General features: G+C 60.0%; 15 protein-coding genes. 8 read left to right on the top strand and 7 right to left on the bottom strand.

Annotated features, from left to right (window positions below; all coding sequences use genetic code 11):
• Nucleotides 1–211: 211 nt before the first annotated feature.
• Together ACVWZ8_RS23940 and ACVWZ8_RS23935 are read right to left on the bottom strand one after the other, a co-directional pair.
• Nucleotides 212–1395, bottom strand: a protein-coding gene (locus ACVWZ8_RS23940; protein WP_354184461.1) for an IS3 family transposase whose coding sequence is annotated in 2 segments (ribosomal slippage) — nt 212–1134 and nt 1134–1395 — 1185 coding nt in all. Because the reading frame shifts where the segments join, the coding sequence is not laid out codon by codon here.
• Between the two features lie 192 nt (nt 1396–1587).
• The gene (locus tag ACVWZ8_RS23935) at nt 1588–2001 is read right to left on the bottom strand and encodes a hypothetical protein (RefSeq protein ID WP_456506294.1); all 414 of its coding nucleotides are present in this window, start codon (nt 1999–2001) and stop codon (nt 1588–1590) included.
• Between the two features lie 440 nt (nt 2002–2441).
• Between ACVWZ8_RS23935 and ACVWZ8_RS23930 the strand changes: the two genes are divergently transcribed.
• From ACVWZ8_RS23930 to ACVWZ8_RS23915, 4 genes are all read left to right on the top strand, one after another.
• Nucleotides 2442–3368: a hypothetical protein gene (locus tag ACVWZ8_RS23930; RefSeq protein ID WP_456506293.1), complete on the top strand. Its 927-nt coding sequence runs from the start codon at nt 2442–2444 to the stop codon at nt 3366–3368.
• 30 nt (nt 3369–3398) lie between these two features.
• A complete protein-coding gene (locus ACVWZ8_RS23925) occupies nt 3399–3689 on the top strand; it encodes a transposase (protein ID WP_354156328.1) in 291 nt (96 codons plus the stop codon).
• Between the two features lie 15 nt (nt 3690–3704).
• A complete protein-coding gene (locus tag ACVWZ8_RS23920; RefSeq protein WP_456506292.1) occupies nt 3705–4580 on the top strand; it encodes an IS3 family transposase in 876 nt (291 codons plus the stop codon).
• A 465-nt stretch (nt 4581–5045) separates the two neighbouring features.
• Entirely contained in the window at nt 5046–5771 is a 726-nt protein-coding gene (locus tag ACVWZ8_RS23915; protein WP_456506291.1) for a hypothetical protein, read from the top strand.
• Nucleotides 5772–5932: 161 nt separating this feature from the next.
• Here ACVWZ8_RS23915 and ACVWZ8_RS23910 read toward each other — a convergent pair whose 3' ends face one another.
• Nucleotides 5933–6193, bottom strand: coding sequence for a DUF3892 domain-containing protein (locus ACVWZ8_RS23910; protein ID WP_456506290.1), 261 nt, complete (start codon nt 6191–6193; stop codon nt 5933–5935).
• Nucleotides 6194–6576: 383 nt separating this feature from the next.
• Entirely contained in the window at nt 6577–6999 is a 423-nt protein-coding gene (locus ACVWZ8_RS23905) for a hypothetical protein (protein ID WP_456506289.1), read from the bottom strand.
• A 1519-nt stretch (nt 7000–8518) separates the two neighbouring features.
• Here ACVWZ8_RS23905 and ACVWZ8_RS23900 point away from each other — a divergent pair.
• Both ACVWZ8_RS23900 and ACVWZ8_RS23895 read left to right on the top strand, forming a co-directional pair.
• Nucleotides 8519–9265: a hypothetical protein gene (locus ACVWZ8_RS23900; protein WP_456506288.1), complete on the top strand. Its 747-nt coding sequence runs from the start codon at nt 8519–8521 to the stop codon at nt 9263–9265.
• A gap of 307 nt (nt 9266–9572) precedes the next feature.
• Nucleotides 9573–11057: a putative transposase gene (locus ACVWZ8_RS23895; RefSeq protein WP_456506287.1), complete on the top strand. Its 1485-nt coding sequence runs from the start codon at nt 9573–9575 to the stop codon at nt 11055–11057.
• Between the two features lie 28 nt (nt 11058–11085).
• Here ACVWZ8_RS23895 and ACVWZ8_RS23890 read toward each other — a convergent pair whose 3' ends face one another.
• Entirely contained in the window at nt 11086–12327 is a 1242-nt protein-coding gene (locus ACVWZ8_RS23890) for an IS256 family transposase (protein WP_456506277.1), read from the bottom strand.
• A gap of 54 nt (nt 12328–12381) precedes the next feature.
• On the opposite strand from ACVWZ8_RS23890, the gene ACVWZ8_RS23885 reads away from it, so the two are divergent.
• Both ACVWZ8_RS23885 and ACVWZ8_RS23880 read left to right on the top strand, forming a co-directional pair.
• Nucleotides 12382–13233, top strand: a complete 852-nt coding sequence (locus ACVWZ8_RS23885; RefSeq protein WP_456506286.1) for a putative transposase — start codon at nt 12382–12384, stop codon at nt 13231–13233.
• 132 nt (nt 13234–13365) lie between these two features.
• Nucleotides 13366–13752, top strand: a complete 387-nt coding sequence (locus ACVWZ8_RS23880; RefSeq protein WP_456506285.1) for a YunG family protein — start codon at nt 13366–13368, stop codon at nt 13750–13752.
• A gap of 205 nt (nt 13753–13957) precedes the next feature.
• On the opposite strand, the gene ACVWZ8_RS23875 is transcribed toward ACVWZ8_RS23880, so the two are convergent.
• Together ACVWZ8_RS23875 and ACVWZ8_RS23870 are read right to left on the bottom strand one after the other, a co-directional pair.
• On the bottom strand, nt 13958–15202 hold the full coding sequence (locus ACVWZ8_RS23875; protein ID WP_456506284.1) for a type II toxin-antitoxin system HipA family toxin: 1245 nt from the start codon (nt 15200–15202) through the stop codon (nt 13958–13960).
• Nucleotides 15186–15530: a helix-turn-helix transcriptional regulator gene (locus ACVWZ8_RS23870; RefSeq protein WP_456506283.1), complete on the bottom strand. Its 345-nt coding sequence runs from the start codon at nt 15528–15530 to the stop codon at nt 15186–15188. The genes ACVWZ8_RS23875 and ACVWZ8_RS23870 overlap by 17 nt, the downstream gene beginning before the upstream one ends.
• Nucleotides 15531–15839: the final 309 nt, after the last annotated feature.

Below are 15839 nucleotides of genomic sequence, written 5' to 3'. Positions count from 1 at the left end.
ATCCAGAAAGAACCAGCATCACCGTGACCGATGTGGAACCGTCACCGACAGCCGCCATCAGGCCAGCGGTCAAAATGTCACACCCAAATGCCACCATGGCAACCGTCAGGCAGCCAGTAAGCCCTGATCCACTGAAAACGGAGCCTCATGAAAGATCGAGGCTAGGCTGAGCTGCCGCGAGGATTTCGGACAGCGGAATTGGTGAATTCTTCTACGCTGCCAAGGCTGGCTGTTGATAACCATAGTGGACTTCGTTAGGCCGGCGGTAACCGAGCGCGGAGTGTCGGCGCCGACTATTGTAAAACCCCTCGATATAGCGGATAACGTCGCTGCGGGCCTGTGATTTCGTCGCGTAAACGGTCCGGTAAACACGCTCGTTCTTGAGCATCGAGAAAAAAGATTCCGCCATACTGTTATCCCAACACACGCCCGTGCGTCCCATCGATGAGCGCATCCCCAGGCCGGTCACCAAGGCCCGAAACCCGGCCGAGGTATACACGCTGCCGCGGTCCGAGTGCCAGATCGCGTCAGGCTCGATCAGGGTCGTTGCGGCGGCGTTGCTGAGGGCGTCAGCGACGAGTTCAGTGCGCATGTGATCGGCGATCGACCAGCCGACGACCTTCTTGGAGTAGCAGTCGATGACGGTGGCCAGATAAATGAACCCCTGCCAGGTGTGGATGTAAGTGATGTCGCCGACAAACTTCACCCCCGGGCGAGTGGCGGTGAAGTCACGCTTGACGAGGTCAGGCATGTTCGCCGCGGCCAAAGCGTCGGCCTCGGTCGTGACCCGGAAGGGCCTCGGTTGGCAGGCCACGAGACCCTCCTGGCGCATGAGGTGCCGCACAAGCTCGGGCGAACACTGCGTCTTTTCCGCCGCGAGGTCGGCGTGGATTCGACGATACCCGTACGTTCCTTCGGACTCCTCAAAATAGTGCTGGATCCGCGCTATCAGGGCCTTCCGGCGAGTGGCAGTCGCCGATTGCGGACGCGTCAGCCAGTGGTAGAAACCGGAGGTTGAGACGCCCAGCCAGCGGCACATCTTCACGACCGAATTCAGGTTGGCGGGCTCGGTTCTTTGGGAGTCGATGTATTCGTACTTGCTCACTACCGCTGCTCCCGCGCGAAGTAAGCGGCTGCTTTTTTCAGGAATAGAGTCTCCGCGCGCAGCTCCTGATTTTCCCTCTCGAGCTCCTTCAGCCGCGCCCGTTCCGGCAACGTCAGGTCCGTCTCGGTGCCCCCGTTGGCCTCGCGGTATTTGTTCAGCCAGTTGCGGAGCGTCTCGGGGCCGACGCCGTATGCGGTGGCAACATCCTTGATGGGTTTGGACGCGTTGATCACCTCACGGCACAACTCGTCTTTGAACTCCTGGGTGAAACGCCGCCGTGCTGCACTCATGCTGATCTCTACTTTCAGTCGACCCCCATTTTAAGAGGGCCCACTGTCCGAGAACTCCGCAGCAGCTCAGGCCTTGTCCCTGAGCACCCGCCTATCTGAGGCGGTAGGGGTCCCGCCGCCCGGAATGTTCTCCGGCCCAAATGGTTCACCCCTGGGAGGGATCCGGAATCTCCAGGGCGAGATACAAGCCCCTTAACTTCCGGTAAACACCAAGATCAAGAAGTTGGAAAGGGCGTACAGGGCAAACAGGATGGCAAAAAGCCAGCGCATCCCGCGAATTGAGGACCACCAGCTTGTCCTCCCGTCGGCTGAATCGTCGAATGGGCCGCCATGTATTGAATCAATCGCCTTCAGCCACGCTTCGGAGCGCTTTTGAAGGATTCTTTGGCGGTCAGCAAAAAAGTTCCAGAACAACAACAGTCCAAATCCAGCAAGTCCCGAGCCCACTCGTTGGGCTGAGGTAACGTCCTTTATCGTCCAAAGTGCAGCAACCGCGCCGAAGGCCAGAGGGATGATGATGGCCCCTGTCGTCCAGATTCTGTTGTTATCCGACAGAAATAGTTGGCTCTTCGCAGAATAGATGTGCCATAGCTCTTCTCTGGCCAACTCACCGGATTGGATGGCAGTTCTTAGCCCCGCAGCAATGCTGGCACTGCTAGGTTCCTGGCTCCCATTAGATCCTTGCCTGCGCATCCCACCGAACCTGGACATGACCCTGACCCCCTGGCCGTTGCTGCATTCCTGAATGGATCGCTTCCCGTGCTCAAACCTTATGGATCTGGACTGTGAATAGGAAGGAGGTTGACCGTGGCGTCTGACGGCGGGGTGTTGGCCAATCGCGATATCTTGACCGGCAGCGGCGTGTCACATCACGATTAGGTCCCGCATAGCGAAGGGCTGCCGCTCCATGGGACTCAAATGTTGCAGCTGCAGCAGCCAGTGAAGACTCCCGAGATGAGGAGCTTTCCCGAGCCTAGCGGGGCGGAAGGGATAAACGGTATTGATCGTCCTATCGCGGGACGGCTTTCAGGCCTCATAGTTGACACATGGTTCCTGGAAATCCGGCCGGAGTGCCCCAACTTAGTCACTTAGAGGCGAAAGATTTTGTGCTCAAACACGGAGGAGTTAAGGCGGTCTATGCATCCAACGCTGAGGAAGATACGTTCTGGTTTGCCCGCATGGAACCCAGCGAATTGATTTGGCAAACAAGGAGGGGCCCGCAACAAATGGTTATCCGCACCCGGGACAACTGTCTCGTCGCGATCACAGATGCGAGCGTCGGCTATGGAGGAATCGGTCCTGGCTATGCGTCAGACCTCCTGACGTCGGTCGGAGTCGAGAACGAAATTGTCCGCAATATTGTGCAAAGCCGAGTCTCCGTCGTCGACCTCGATGCCCCCAAGCAGGCAATGCATACGTTCCGGTACCCCTACTTCAACTTACCTTTTCCCGAGCTGCGTGACGGAAAGTGGGTCGTGTGCCTCAAAGGTCAGGATGTGGAGTCCCCGGAACTTGATGACCTGAGCAATGAGCAAGCCCACAAGCAATCGTCGGGGGGCTTTCATCCCACGCCTCACGGCACCTCGAGTTTCAAGAATTGGCTCCGCCTCCTCGAGGCGCCCAACCGACCCGATTGGCTACAAGGCGCGCGGACCGTAGATGTCTTTACTACCAGTGACGCGTGCAGGATGAACGGAATGAATATTGACTACACCGGCATGCTGCGTCAGGAGAATGTGGGAGTCTATCCCGTGCGCGTGACCCAAGGCCTGGTCGAAACATGGATCTCGTATAGACCGGAGAGCGAAGGCGTCTTCGCTGCGACAGACGCTCTCAATCCGATGGCTCGTAAAGTGCTGGCCGCTGTCGGAGTCAACGGACGGTCACTTGAAAAGATCGATCCCAGTCCCCGCTTCCTCCGGTTCATTGGCCGGACCCTACTTCGCCTTCCACACAATGAGGTGTACTACTGATGTGAGACACAGTTTGAAAGGATTGTGCCCATGTCTGCTCGACCAACCTATTCCGATGAGTTCAAGGCTGATGCCGTTGCGCTGGTGATTTCCTCTGGACGTTCGCCGGCGTCAGTTGCGCCGGAGCTGGGAATTTCCGTAACCGCCCTGAAACGGTGGGTGCGGCTGCATAATGAGGGCCAATCGGAGGGCGGAGGCAAACCGGATGATCCGGTGGATCCGGCGAAATACAAGGCATTGGAGGCCCGGCTGCGTGAAGTCGAGAGGGAAAATGACTTCCTAAAAAAAGTTTCAGCGTTCTTCGCCAGAGAACAACGGTAGAGGATCTCTACCGCCTTGTTCAGGCGAAGAAACGCGCAGTTCCCAGTCCAGTGGATGTGCGGGCGGCTAGGTATTTCCAGGGCCTCGTATTACCGGTGGCTGGCCGCGGAAGAGTCCCCGACGGCGACCCGGCACCGGGAGCTAACAGAACACGTAAAGGTCATGTTCGATTCCTCCGACGGGATTTTCGGGCACCGTATGGTCCATATGAAACTTGCCGCCGCCGGCATCGAGGTATCGGTGGGAACTGTGGCGGTCATCATGGCGGAGAACGGCTGGGCCGCGAAGCGGATGCGGGCATTCAAGCGCACGACGATTCCCTCGGACCCCGACAAGGTCTTCGCAGATCTCATCGGGCGGGATTTCACCTCCGCAGCCCCGGGAACCCGTCTGGTCGGGGACATCACATACCTGCGCACCGGTGAGGGCTGGCTCTACTTGGCCACCGTCATCGATCTGTGCACGCGCATGGTCGTCGGCTGGTCGATGGCTGACCACATGCGCGCCTCCCTGACTACCGGAGCGCTGAAGATGGCCAGGGACCGCGGTTATCTTCAGCCCGGAGCCATTTTTCACAGCGACCGCGGAACGCAATACACGTCCCGGGAAATGAGCGTCTGGTGCACCGGGAACGGCATCCGACAGTCCATGGGAGCCACTGGGGTGTGCTGGGACAATGCAGTGGCCGAATCGGCGTTCTCATCCCTGAAAAACGAGTTCTACCACCACCACAGCTTCACGACCCGCCAGGAGGCCCGGCGCGGAGTGATGAAGTATATCGAAGTGTTCTACAACCGCTGGCGACCCCACAGCAACAATGACGGCCTGCCGCCGGCCACCGCGATGGCGGCCTTCACGCCAACCGCGCAACCGCTTCCCGCGGTTGCCTAACCAAAAAGAAACTACGCGACTGTCTCACATCCTTGACACACCTCACAAGGACCACTTCACATTCGAAGTCGAACTGCCCGGATGGTCTGCTGAGCCGATTTCCTAGACGCTCGAGCCTGCACTGCAGGTCGAGTCCTTGTCTTGGCGACAGTCAATAAAGACCATTTCTGACTAGTCATTTCGACTTGCCGGAACCGCTGCCGCAAATGTCAGTTTCCGAAGTCGACTGCACAGAATGTCCAAAGCCGTCTGCACAGCCCGCCCGGTGAAGGATCCCCCGCGGGCGGGCCCCTAAAAGGCCGCCATTTATCGCTGAGATTTACACAGCAACCGCGCGAAACATATCAGCAGGCTCACGCGGCACGGGGATCGACCTTCTTACGGGCATGCTTTTGGCGCAACAACTGAACGTACCCTACCTGAGTCCTGACGAACCGATGGATGAAACCTTGCTACAGTCCAGAAATGACGACTGACCTCTCCGCAGCAGCCGAACGACTTACTGAAGTGTGCCGTTCTATCTTCGGTGATGAGTCGCGTTGGATAACGGCTGAGGGCTATCCGGATAGCCTGGCACTCTCGATCATCGATTCCATCTACTCCACAGGCTCGAAGTATCAGGCTGTCATCAACGTGGTAGATGAATACCGGGCCTACAGAAAAGCCCAGGGCGGTGACGCCGACCGAGACGGCACCAGCGAACTGATCCAGACCTTTAAGGAGGCTGGGGGCAGCGCCGAATGGGCGGAACTAGTCAATAACAGGAAGCCAGCCCATACCAAGAAGAATGCTCCATTGAAGGCTGAAGTCATTCGGCGTGCTGCCGAGGTTCTGCAGCATAAGGATCTCGGGGTGACCAACCAGGATGAACTGCGTGCGGCTTACGCAGATAAAGAGAGCCGAAAGAAGTTAAAGGATTCCTGGCTGGGTCTGCCCAGCCAGAGGTCGGGAGTGACTTATAACTATCTCCTCATTCTTGCCGGCTTTCAGTCTGTGAAGCCTGATCGTATGGTTATCCGCTTCGTCGCGAAGCACGCCGGGCTCGAGACGAAGAAGCTGTCGCCCATGGAGACGGCCAACCTGATCCAGCAGGTCGCGGATCTTTACCCGACCCAGCCAAGGCGTCTTGATCACGTGATCTGGCGCCATGTTTCTGGACGGGACACGTTTAAGGCAGATGAGTTGGGCTAAGCACTCGGGTGTACTGAACCCGAATGGTTGATTTCTTCCTCCAACGCTATGAGTGTCCGGTGAAGGACAACTCTCTCCCACCGCTGACAAATGAAGCAGGGGGTGAGCACTAGTGCTCACCCCCTGCTAATCCGCCCTATTGTCAAGGCGGTCAGGAATCCCTAGATGCCCGGAAGGTCGTCGAGGTTGTTCCTAGAGGTGTTGTCCCGGTCAGTACGAAGATATGGTCCGTAGCTTCCGTGTACCACTGAGATTTCCGTGCGCCCCGACTGCCAAGGGACGTAGTACGTATGTGCCCTTGCCTGAATGTCGCTGATGATCAGGGACGATGAACGCACTGACCACGCTCCATTCGGGTTCCCAAGTGCGGTGATGTTCCCGTACTGGTCTTTGCGTGAGTGTGTAACTGGGCGGTCTGCCATTTTTCGCTCCAAACTATATGGTGTGCAGCTCGCGCTGCTTCAGGGATTTCAGCGCGACCTGGCAGGTCGCGCCTGGGCTCTACTTCGTACGAATGCGGCGTGTAGTGGTAGTTACCACGACGCGCACTGTGACGGGACCGCGACGCACTGTCTGAGTCCTTCGTATTGCTCCCATTGCTGACTCCTTCCTCGGGACTAACTACCCCGAGGAAGCAGCAACCCTAGCGATTGCAGAAAACTTCGATAAGCTGATAGCTGCTGATGCAAACAGCTAAGCCCCTCGGGGTGAACTGGCTCGACCTGCTCTAACAGGTCGAGCCAGACCTCTTTAACCGGAGCCTCTGAAAACTCATCGATGAGCTTTCAAGGGGCCTGGTTGAAATCTATGATTTGTTCGTATCTTCCGTTTCGTGTTCTTCGCTCTTCTTCGTGCGATTACCGCGAATCTCAGCACTCTGGCCTTTCAGATCGATGCACAGCATGCCATCGCTCTCGTACGGGACCCAACGCCTGCTGATAGTTGTATCAATCTCGTAATACTGAGTGAAGGCCGTTGCCGACAAGATGGCTTGGCCAGTACCTCGTTGAGACTGTGGCCGGATGCTGTAGGCGTGCGGCGATTGCCCGTCTGCTGGCCGGATAGCAATGATGCGATCTTCCCTGTCATACAACAGTTCGACCGTATCAGCGGCGCCGATCATGTCGTGTGCGACCTTGTTGATCGACAAAATACCGCGCTTCTGGATGGTGATACTCGGCGCTTTGGAAACAGGGGCGAGGCGCTTGTCGAACAGTTCGAAACCCACTAGTTCACCCGCTCCTTCGTTGACTTAACCTTCATATGGAAAGCATACCACCCTAAGTTTTCTGCCATCGCGTCAATCGCTCCAAAGTTCGCCCGTAGAGCAGGATATACACCCGCTGCGTGTACTGCGATTTAGTCGGTTGCGTTCGTCTTTGTGAGCCTGGGCGGTGGATGACTCTCCGCATGAGCGACGCGAAGTGTTAGAAACTCCACTTGTCAGTGCACGCGTGCAAGATGCCGAACTCGCGCAAGTGGATTCGCAATTGCCTGCGTGCGCGCGCGGCGTTTGACGTCTCGTCGTGTAAGCGGCGCAAGGTGTTTAGAAGCTCCACTTTGTCAGTGCAATCGTGTAAGACATGCCGAAGTCGTGCGCGAAGTTTGGTTCGACAGCCTGCGTCTTCGTGGGACGTTACCCATCGCGCACAAGCCGCGAAAAGTGTTTAGAAGCTCCACTTTGTCAGTGCAATCGTGTAAGACATGCCGAAGTCGTGCGCGAAGTTTGGTTCGACGTGCGAGCAAAGACACTCTGCCATGAAGTGTCCGGTGAGCAATCGATTACGGACATTGCTGACGATTTCAACAGACTCCATCCGGGACATTCGCCACGCCTCCGTCCCACAACCATGTCCTGTTTCGTGAACTTGATAGCTGGGGGCAGCTAGCCCCGACCGCAGGAAGGACGAACATGAAACCCACGTTTTACAAACTGACCATCGGATACTCACCTGACACAATGGGCCAGCACACCCGCACGACATCGACTTTGAGATGAGCTACCCGACCCGGGCAGCGGCTGATAGCGCCGCGCGGGAACAGAATGAAGGCACGCCAGTTGAGTGGATACCAACCGAGCATGAGGCCATACATCGGGCACAACTTAGCTCTAAAAGAGTCGCTGAAATCGAGAAAAATCACGGTCCAGCGTCGGTTTACTTTTGCGTTTCCACGCTCTAGTCAAGCCGGTTCTAAAAAACAGCAACGACCACAAACAAAAGTCCATGGCCGTTGCCTTTCTCTTAGTGCAGGTCCTTGAGCCACTCAATCAGAGCCAGGACGAAACGTTCCACGCTGCTCAAAGCGCAACCCAGGCGTGACCCTTACGCCCGTCGCCGAGGGGTGGGGAGAGAGCCGGGCATCTGCTCCCTCCCCACCTATATGGGGTCAATTGTGATAACCAACCCTGCCAATGTCAGCCGAATAGTGATCCGAAGACCGCGCTTCAATCGAGGTTCCTCCTTTCCCTAGCAGTGGCCGACGCCTCCAGTCCAGGACGGCAAACGTTCGTTGTGTCCCTAATAATCCCTGTCCCTTTCTGGTAGAACAAGGGTCCGACCCCTACCTAGCTAGCAGGGGGTTTGGGACTTTCACTGCACACTTAAATGACTCTTGCAGCAGACGGAATATACTTCTGTGGCAGATGGGAATGACTCTCTGTGCGGAATCTAGTAAGTAATACATGGACCCCAGGGACTGCGAGAACCCCAGTATTAATGCTCCACCCGCTAAGAAGGTAAAAAACCTTGGAGGAAATTATGCCCGAACCTGTTGACGCACTAGAAAAAATGAACACCGCGGTGAACAAGGCCAGGCGACTGACCTCCGTACCTTTCCCAGTGGTCTTCATGCGGCGGGACCAAGCGCAAGCAGACCCTTTTCTCGCACAACTAATGAGGGGCGGTCGTGGCGGTGAAGTGCGCCTGCGGCTCTACCTCACTATGAGGATGCAGGCCACACGCCATCCGTTCGAGGTACCCAGGGCTACAACTCGGGGTAGAGCCGTGATGCTCGCTCTCTCCCCAAATTCCGGGCATCGGCAGATCAGCAAAGCTCTCAGTTGGCTGGAGAACGAAAAACTGGCAAGGATCGAACGGCCCGCAGGTGAGGTTGCAAAAGTTGTCCTGCTATATCCGGATGGGAACGGAAAAGACTGGCCGAAAATCGACAAGGACAGGTACGTGGCCGTCCCAATTCAACTTTGGAAAAACGGCTGGATCCTAAAGCTCAGCGGACGCTCACTCGCGATCTACCTGATCCTCTTGGAACTTACAGGCGGGGCACTGGAAGGCGAATGGAAGTACCTGCCGGCAGAAAGGAAGCGCCAGTACGGTCTTTCCGACGACACCTGGACACGAGCTTTGAAGGAACTTCTGAGCCTGGGCCTCATCATCGTGGACTCTGAACTGTACGGCGATTACGACCTAGAAACGAGGGTTCGGAAACGTTACCGGGTTACCAAAAAACTGGAGGACGCCGCTCCCAGTTGGTGAAACCGCTACCGCCACCACGAAAATCCGCTCATCTTCTCAAAGTGCGCTGGGACCCGTTTGCAAAAGGAAACCGTGACCTGCAAAGAAGACCCGCTCTCTAAGTTTCGGACGACAGTAGTTTCAGCGATATAGCGAAGGTAGCCTGCGAGCAGAGGCTCAGGGCTCCTGACACAGGAGGATGCTGGGGAGTGACTTCCGCGTGATTCCGGTGCTTTTGTTACATGATGGGCTGTTAATTTTCCCCTGCTTGCGATAAAATCTAGACAAGATAATTTGTCGTGATGAGCGGGGTGGGAAGATGGGTGCGATGACTGCTCAGCTGCCTCTGCCTGCCTCGATGGACGCCGGAGCCGTCCCGATAGGCGCCGCCGCGTCGCTGGTCGAAGACGAGGAAGGCGGCCGGGTTTTCGTCCATGGCGAGCTCTCCTACGGTTGGGACGCCGGGGATTCCGTGTCCCGTCGGTTCGCAGCGGCGAAACTCGCGGACATTAAAGCCGGTTCGGTCGCTGAGGTGGCTGCCGCGTTCGGTGTGGATCCGGGCACGTTATGGCGGTGGCGCCAGGACCTGAGCGCGGCCGGGGTGCTGGGGTTGGCCCCGGAAAAGTCCGGTCCGAAAGGGCCCAGCCGGCTGACCGAAGCCTTGATGTCCCAGATCCGGTCGCTGCGTGCGACGGGACTGTCCTTGCGGGCGGTGGGAGCGGCTGTGGGCGTCTCTGAATTCAGTGTCCGTCGCACCCTGGCCATGGAAACCCCTGCCCCGGACGAGCCGGCTGCTGCGCACCCGGACCGGCCGGCAGCGGAGCTCCTGCAGGAGGAGTTGCCGGTGCTGCCGGCACCGGTGGACCGGTCCGGTGAGCGGGCTTGGGCCCGGTCCGGGTTGTTCGGGTGCGCGTCCCCGGTGTTCGCCCCGGCGGCAAGGGTGCCGTTGGCCGGACTGTTCCTGGCCCTGCCCGCCCTCGAGCACACCGGGCTGCTGGAGTGCGCGAAAGAGGTCTTCGGGGCGTTACCGAACGGATTCTACGGGCTGGAGACCATCCTGACCGGCGCCGTGTTCCAGGCCCTGGCCGGGGAACCACGCGCCGAGGGGATCACCCGGATCGACCCGGCAGCTTTGGGCCGGGTCCTCGGCCTGGACCGGGCACCCGAAGTGAAGACCCTCCGCCGGAAAACCGCCGCCCTGGCCACCAGAGGCAAAGCCGGAGACCTGCTCACCGCCATTGCCGCCAGACACCTCAACGGCAGTCACAAGGACGGCGGGGATCTGGCCGCTGTGCTCTACGTTGACGGACATGTCCGCGCTTACCAGGGCACGCGGAAGATCGGGAAGGTCCACTCCACCCGGTTAAAGTTCCCGGTCCCCGCGACCGAGGAAACCTGGGTCGCCGACGCTGCCGGCGCGCCGGTGCTGGTGGTCATGGCCGAGCCCGGGGCCGCGCTGACCGGAGAACTGCGCCGTCTCCTTCCGACCCTGCGCACCATCGTCAGCGATGACCGGAGGGTGCTGGTCGGTTTTGACCGCGGCGGCTGGTCCCCGGCCCTCTTCCAACACATGGCAGAGAAGAACTTCGACGTGCTGACCTGGCGCAAAGGCATCACCGAGGACATCGGGCCCTCCCACTTTGCCGAGGTCACCCACACCGACGGGCACGGGCAAACCCGGGCGTGGAATGCCGCGGACACCAAGGTTGAGGTGCCCGTCGGTACGACCGGGGAAGTGTTTCCGATGCGCCAGATCAGCCGCCGGGTCAGCACCCCCGGCGGCGGGTCGGTCAAGTCCAAATGCGTGGTGTAACGCGGTTGCCGCGTGATCCTTGGTTTGTTTAGGCGCTGAGCGCCAGTTCTGGGGTGTTCCCTGCCTCCTCTGTGGTCGGGGTGCCGACGGCCTGGGCCTGTTGGATGAGGTCGAGGCTGAGGTAGCGGCGGGCTTCGATCCAGTCGTCGTGTTGTTCGGCCAGGACGGCGCCGACGAGGCGGATGAGGGAGTTCCGGTCGGGGAAGATCCCGACCACGTCGGTGCGGCGGCGGATCTCCCGGTTGAGGCGTTCCTGCGGGTTATTGGACCACACCTGGCGCCAGAGGCCCTTCGGGAAGGGCGTGAACGCGAGCACGTCGGCGCGGGCGGCTTCGAGGTGGTCCGCGGCCTTGGGCAGCTTCTCTTCCAGTGCGTTGATGACGCGGTCGAACTGGGCGTGCACGGCGTCCGCGTCGGGCTGGTCGTAAACACTGTGGAGCAGGGTTTTCACCCAGGGCCAGGAGGTCTTGGGTGTGAGGGACATCAGATTCGCCGCGTAATGGGTTCGGCAGCGCTGCCAGGACGCGCCGGGAAGGGTCGCCCCGATCGCCGCGACGAGGCCGGCGTGCGCGTCGGAGGTCACCAGCTTCACCCCGGAGAGTCCGCGGGCGGTGAGGTCGCGGAAGAAGCCCAGCCAGCCGGCCCCGTCCTCGGACGAGGTCACCTGGATCCCCAGGACTTCCCGGTGCCCGTCGGCGTTCACGCCGGTCGCGACCAGGGCATGGACGTTCGCGACCCGCCCGCCCTCGCGGACCTTCAACACCAGCGCATCGGCGGCGACGAACGTGTACGGGCCCGCGTCCAGGGGCCGGGTCCGGAACGCCTCGACCTGTTCGTCGAGGTCCCGGGCCATGATGGAGACCTGGGACTTGGACAGGCGCGTGATGCCCAGGGATTCGACGAGTTTCTCCATCCGCCGGGTGCTCACCCCGAGCAGGTAGCAGGTTGCCACGACGGAGGTCAGGGCGGCTTCGGCCCGGCGCCGGCGCTCCAGCAGCCAGTCGGGGAAATACGTGCCCTGGCGCAGCTTCGGGATGGCGACGTCAAGGGTCCCGGCACGGGTGTCGAAGTCCCGGTGCCGGTACCCGTTGCGGGAGTTCACCCGCTCCGCCGAGGCCATGCCGTATTCGGCGCCGCAGACGGCGTCGGCCTCGGCGCCCATCAGGGCGGTGATGAAGGTCTGGAGCATCTGACGGAGCAGGTCCGGGGAGGCCTGCTCGAGCTGCTCCGACAGGAAACGGCTCGGATCGATAGAATAAGGTGCGGTCATCGCGGAGTTCTCCTTCAGGAAAGACATTGGACTGTCATTTCCAAGGATCACGCGGTGACCGCCTTCGCATCTGGCAACACGCCCGAGGTGGGCCGTTACACCACGCTAATGGACGTAACCGGCGGGTCCCGGCAGATCCACATCCTCACCACCAACACCGGCATGCCCGCCGGGGAGATCATCTACCGGATGGGCGCCAGGTGGCGGCAGGAAAACTATTTCCGCTACGCCCGGATCCGCTTCGCCCTGGATTCGCACGACGCCTACACCTCCAGTGATGACGACCCGGAACGGTCGGTGCCGAACCCGGCCAAACGCAAGGCCTACCAGCAGGTCCTGGCCGCCAGGACCCGGTATGAGAAGACCCTGGCCGAGACCGACGCGGCGATGCTCGCCGCCCGCACCCCGCCGCCGGGAACATCCACGGTCCTGATCACGAACACCATGCACAACAAGATCACCGCGGACCTACTGACCGCTGAAACCGCTCTCGAGGCCGCGCAGGCAGCGCACCGGGAGATCCCCGCCCGGGTTCCGCTGGGCGAGATCGCCGCGGGACAGCAGGTCCTGGAGACCGAAACGAAACTGCTCAGCCATGCGATCCGGATGGCCGCGTTCAACACCGCATCAACGCTGGCGAGGGAGGTCCGGACCAACACCGGCTACGCCCGCGGCGAGGACGAAGCCCACACCCTGGTCCGGCAAGCCCTCACCGGCAGCGGAGACATCGACCCCCGCGTCGATGGCTACCTCACCATCCGTCTCGACCCGCTCCCCACCCAACGGGCAACCACCGCGATAAGCGAACTTTGCATACACCTCACCGCCACCGAAACCCGCTACCCCGGCACCGACCGAATCCTACGATTCGAGATCAAAAACAAAGAAACGTCACTCACAAACTAAATCGCTAAGTCCAGAGTCCTGAGGCTGCACCCAACACAACAAGCCATTCCAATCGATATGGGAGCTGTCATCACATCAGCGTTGGTTTGTGGATCCCTCACCGTTCAGTAGGTCCCTTGCTACGCTGTCGCCATGACCCATACGTTGCTCGAGCTCGAACGCGCATTCCGTCTGTCTTGGGGTGCAGATACGACCTGTCTCGACGCCAAGAGCCTCGCGAAGTGGCACCCCGACAATGCGGCACACGGCCAGTGCGGACCCACCGCTCTCATCGTTCAAGACCTGCTCGGCGGTGATCTCCTTATCGCAGACGTCAGCGGCGGCAACGAGGAGGACGAAGTCCATTACTGGAACCGGTTCCCCGGTGGCCTCGAGATCGACCTCACCCGAGAGCAATTCAAAAGACACCGCATCATCGGGGAACCCCGCGTTGTCGTCCGACCCCCAGGAGGACCCCGAGCGTACGTCAGCGAGTACCAGCTGCTTCGCACAAGAGTGCTGTCCACGCTCAACCCCTGATCCATTCGCTCATGGACCGTCCGTTGAGGGATCCTTCAACGGGCGGGTTAGAGAGATTGCATTAGGGCAGTGCGGTGCTGTCAGTTAGTGGGTGGATAGATCTCGGCGTCGCTCGGGCACTAGGGTCCCTGGGCGGGCGGCGTGCCGGCGGTTCCTGAGTGCTGATCGAAACAATCGCCTGGGCGATTTTGCCCATGGTCGAACTTCACCGATCGCGGAAACCGTAGAGGGTGCCGGGATTGAGAAACTGCCGCCCCCACAGGAGGCGCCTGTCGGCGCTGGTCAGCATTCCAAAGTCCGCAGCCTCCGCCCAGTGCTCACGAATAGCGTCTTCGATTCGGGCAACGATGTTGTTGGCCTCGTCTCTGGTCAGGTCATAGAGACTACGGGCGGCGATGAGGTCAGATAAGTTGTTCCGCCTTGTCCCGTTCCTGTCATATGCGATGGCCTGCGAAGCCGTCTCTCCGCTACGCCGCATGGGCGAAAGGTCATAGGCGGGGCTGAGTATCGCTACAGATCCGTCCCAGAGCGCCGCGTGGTTCCGAAGGTGGTCGTCGGAGTTGGAGATTGACATGCTGAATGCGATGCGTGCGAAGAGTTCGGAGGCAGTACCCTCGGGCGCGCCGTTGCTGCGAAGAGCGTCCAGAAACTCGACATAGCTGCCGCTGCGCGCCTGCAGCTCGTCTAAGCCGGTCAGGGTCAGGGCGCTCGTCGCAAGGATGCGCCCGCCGTCGTTCGTTCGGTCGAATCGCTCAACCAGCAAGACACCCCGACCGAGGACGCTCTCGACGCGAGTTCGAGCGACGTTGAGCCCCGCCTTCTCGGCGAGAAACATGCTCGCTGCCTCTGCCCCGACCACAGGGAAGTGGTCATTGGACGCGGTGAACTTCGCTATGTACTCGCGACCAGAGTCGTGGATGACGGACTTCGGGCGCGCCCCACCCATCGCTGTACCGCTCAGGAGAGCTCGCTCGAGTTCGAACGGCAGATCGCCTCCGGCTTCAACGAGGTCTGCGGCGTTCAGGAGAGTTTCCAGCGGGGCGGGCGCCGTAGCACGCGGGACGTAGTCGGTGACTGACCTCTGGAAATCGATAGCGCCGAAGCGGTTGGAGCCGGAGTTCAAGAGATATGTGCGTTCGTCAAGGTCACCCGTGTCGGCGTCGTCACCTCGGTCACCGGTGACTTGGTACTGAACGACGCGCCGCCCCCATGCATCTGGTGAAGCGTCGCGCAGAGCACCAGGTAGCCCCATTGACCCAGTGGGCCCGAACGTTCGCTCGGATAGCGGGAGGGTTGGAGCTAGGGAGATGGCGTTGCGGCGCTCCAGGTACCGCCGACCGTAGTCGAAGGAGAACTGGCCGGGCGCACCCTCCCGAAGACGGCCAGCGGGCACCGGTTCGGTCGCCTCGGGCAGCCACGCCCACACATAGATGTCAGAAGTCGAGGCCATCGTCGTTGTCCTTTCGCTTCTTGTCGACACGTGTGGGAAGCAGTGCGAGTCGTTCCTCGCCTCGTCGGCGGAGCGCGATGAGTTCACTGGGGTCGTCGACCCCGAACAGGGGGACACCAACGATCGACGCAACGTTGAACACGTTGCCGATACTGCTCGCGGCGCTTCCGTGCTCGATGGCCGCCAAGGTTTTCCGCGTAATGCCGGCTGTGCCAGCGAGATGCTCGGCGGTCATCCCTCGCGCAGCGCGCGCCATCCGAATTTGCTGCCCGAGCACGACAATCGCGTCCTCGGAAGCGCGGGTTAGACCAAGTTCTCGACGTCCCATGGGTAATAGTTTACCCCTAAAGCCTATTTATGTATAAACTATTACCCGTTCGGCTTCCGCGCGAGGTGTTACCCCTCGATGAGAGCGTCGTCGTCGCGACGACGGATCCCGTTGCCTTGGGTTAGCCGAGCGCCAGGGTGTGGAGGAGTAAGAAAACATTGCTTACAGGCAGCGCGAGCGGTTACGTCTGGATCCGATGCCACAGTGACGACATGTCTGCGCGCCGCCTTCCAGTGCGCAGTCACGTTTAGAGGAACGATGCTGCCCACACTCAACGTCAACTCGTAGAGGACCACACTCAACGTCAAC

The sequence above is a fragment of the Arthrobacter sp. UYCu723 genome, assembly GCF_054059215.1.
Note: the sequence above shows the minus strand (reverse complement) of the source record. Positions and strands in the feature narration are given on the sequence as shown.

Coding starts and splice junctions, on each gene's coding strand:
- ACVWZ8_RS23925 (WP_354156328.1), top strand. CDS start 3,399: ATGTCTGCTCGACCAACCTATTCCGATGAGTTCAAGGCTGATGCCGTT.
- ACVWZ8_RS23880 (WP_456506285.1), top strand. CDS start 13,366: ATGACCCATACGTTGCTCGAGCTCGAACGCGCATTCCGTCTGTCTTGG.
- ACVWZ8_RS23930 (WP_456506293.1), top strand. CDS start 2,442: ATGGTTCCTGGAAATCCGGCCGGAGTGCCCCAACTTAGTCACTTAGAG.
- ACVWZ8_RS23895 (WP_456506287.1), top strand. CDS start 9,573: ATGACTGCTCAGCTGCCTCTGCCTGCCTCGATGGACGCCGGAGCCGTC.
- ACVWZ8_RS23910 (WP_456506290.1), bottom strand. CDS start 6,193: ATGGCAGACCGCCCAGTTACACACTCACGCAAAGACCAGTACGGGAAC.
- ACVWZ8_RS23875 (WP_456506284.1), bottom strand. CDS start 15,202: ATGGCCTCGACTTCTGACATCTATGTGTGGGCGTGGCTGCCCGAGGCG.
- ACVWZ8_RS23890 (WP_456506277.1), bottom strand. CDS start 12,327: ATGACCGCACCTTATTCTATCGATCCGAGCCGTTTCCTGTCGGAGCAG.
- ACVWZ8_RS23915 (WP_456506291.1), top strand. CDS start 5,046: ATGACGACTGACCTCTCCGCAGCAGCCGAACGACTTACTGAAGTGTGC.
- ACVWZ8_RS23870 (WP_456506283.1), bottom strand. CDS start 15,530: ATGGGACGTCGAGAACTTGGTCTAACCCGCGCTTCCGAGGACGCGATT.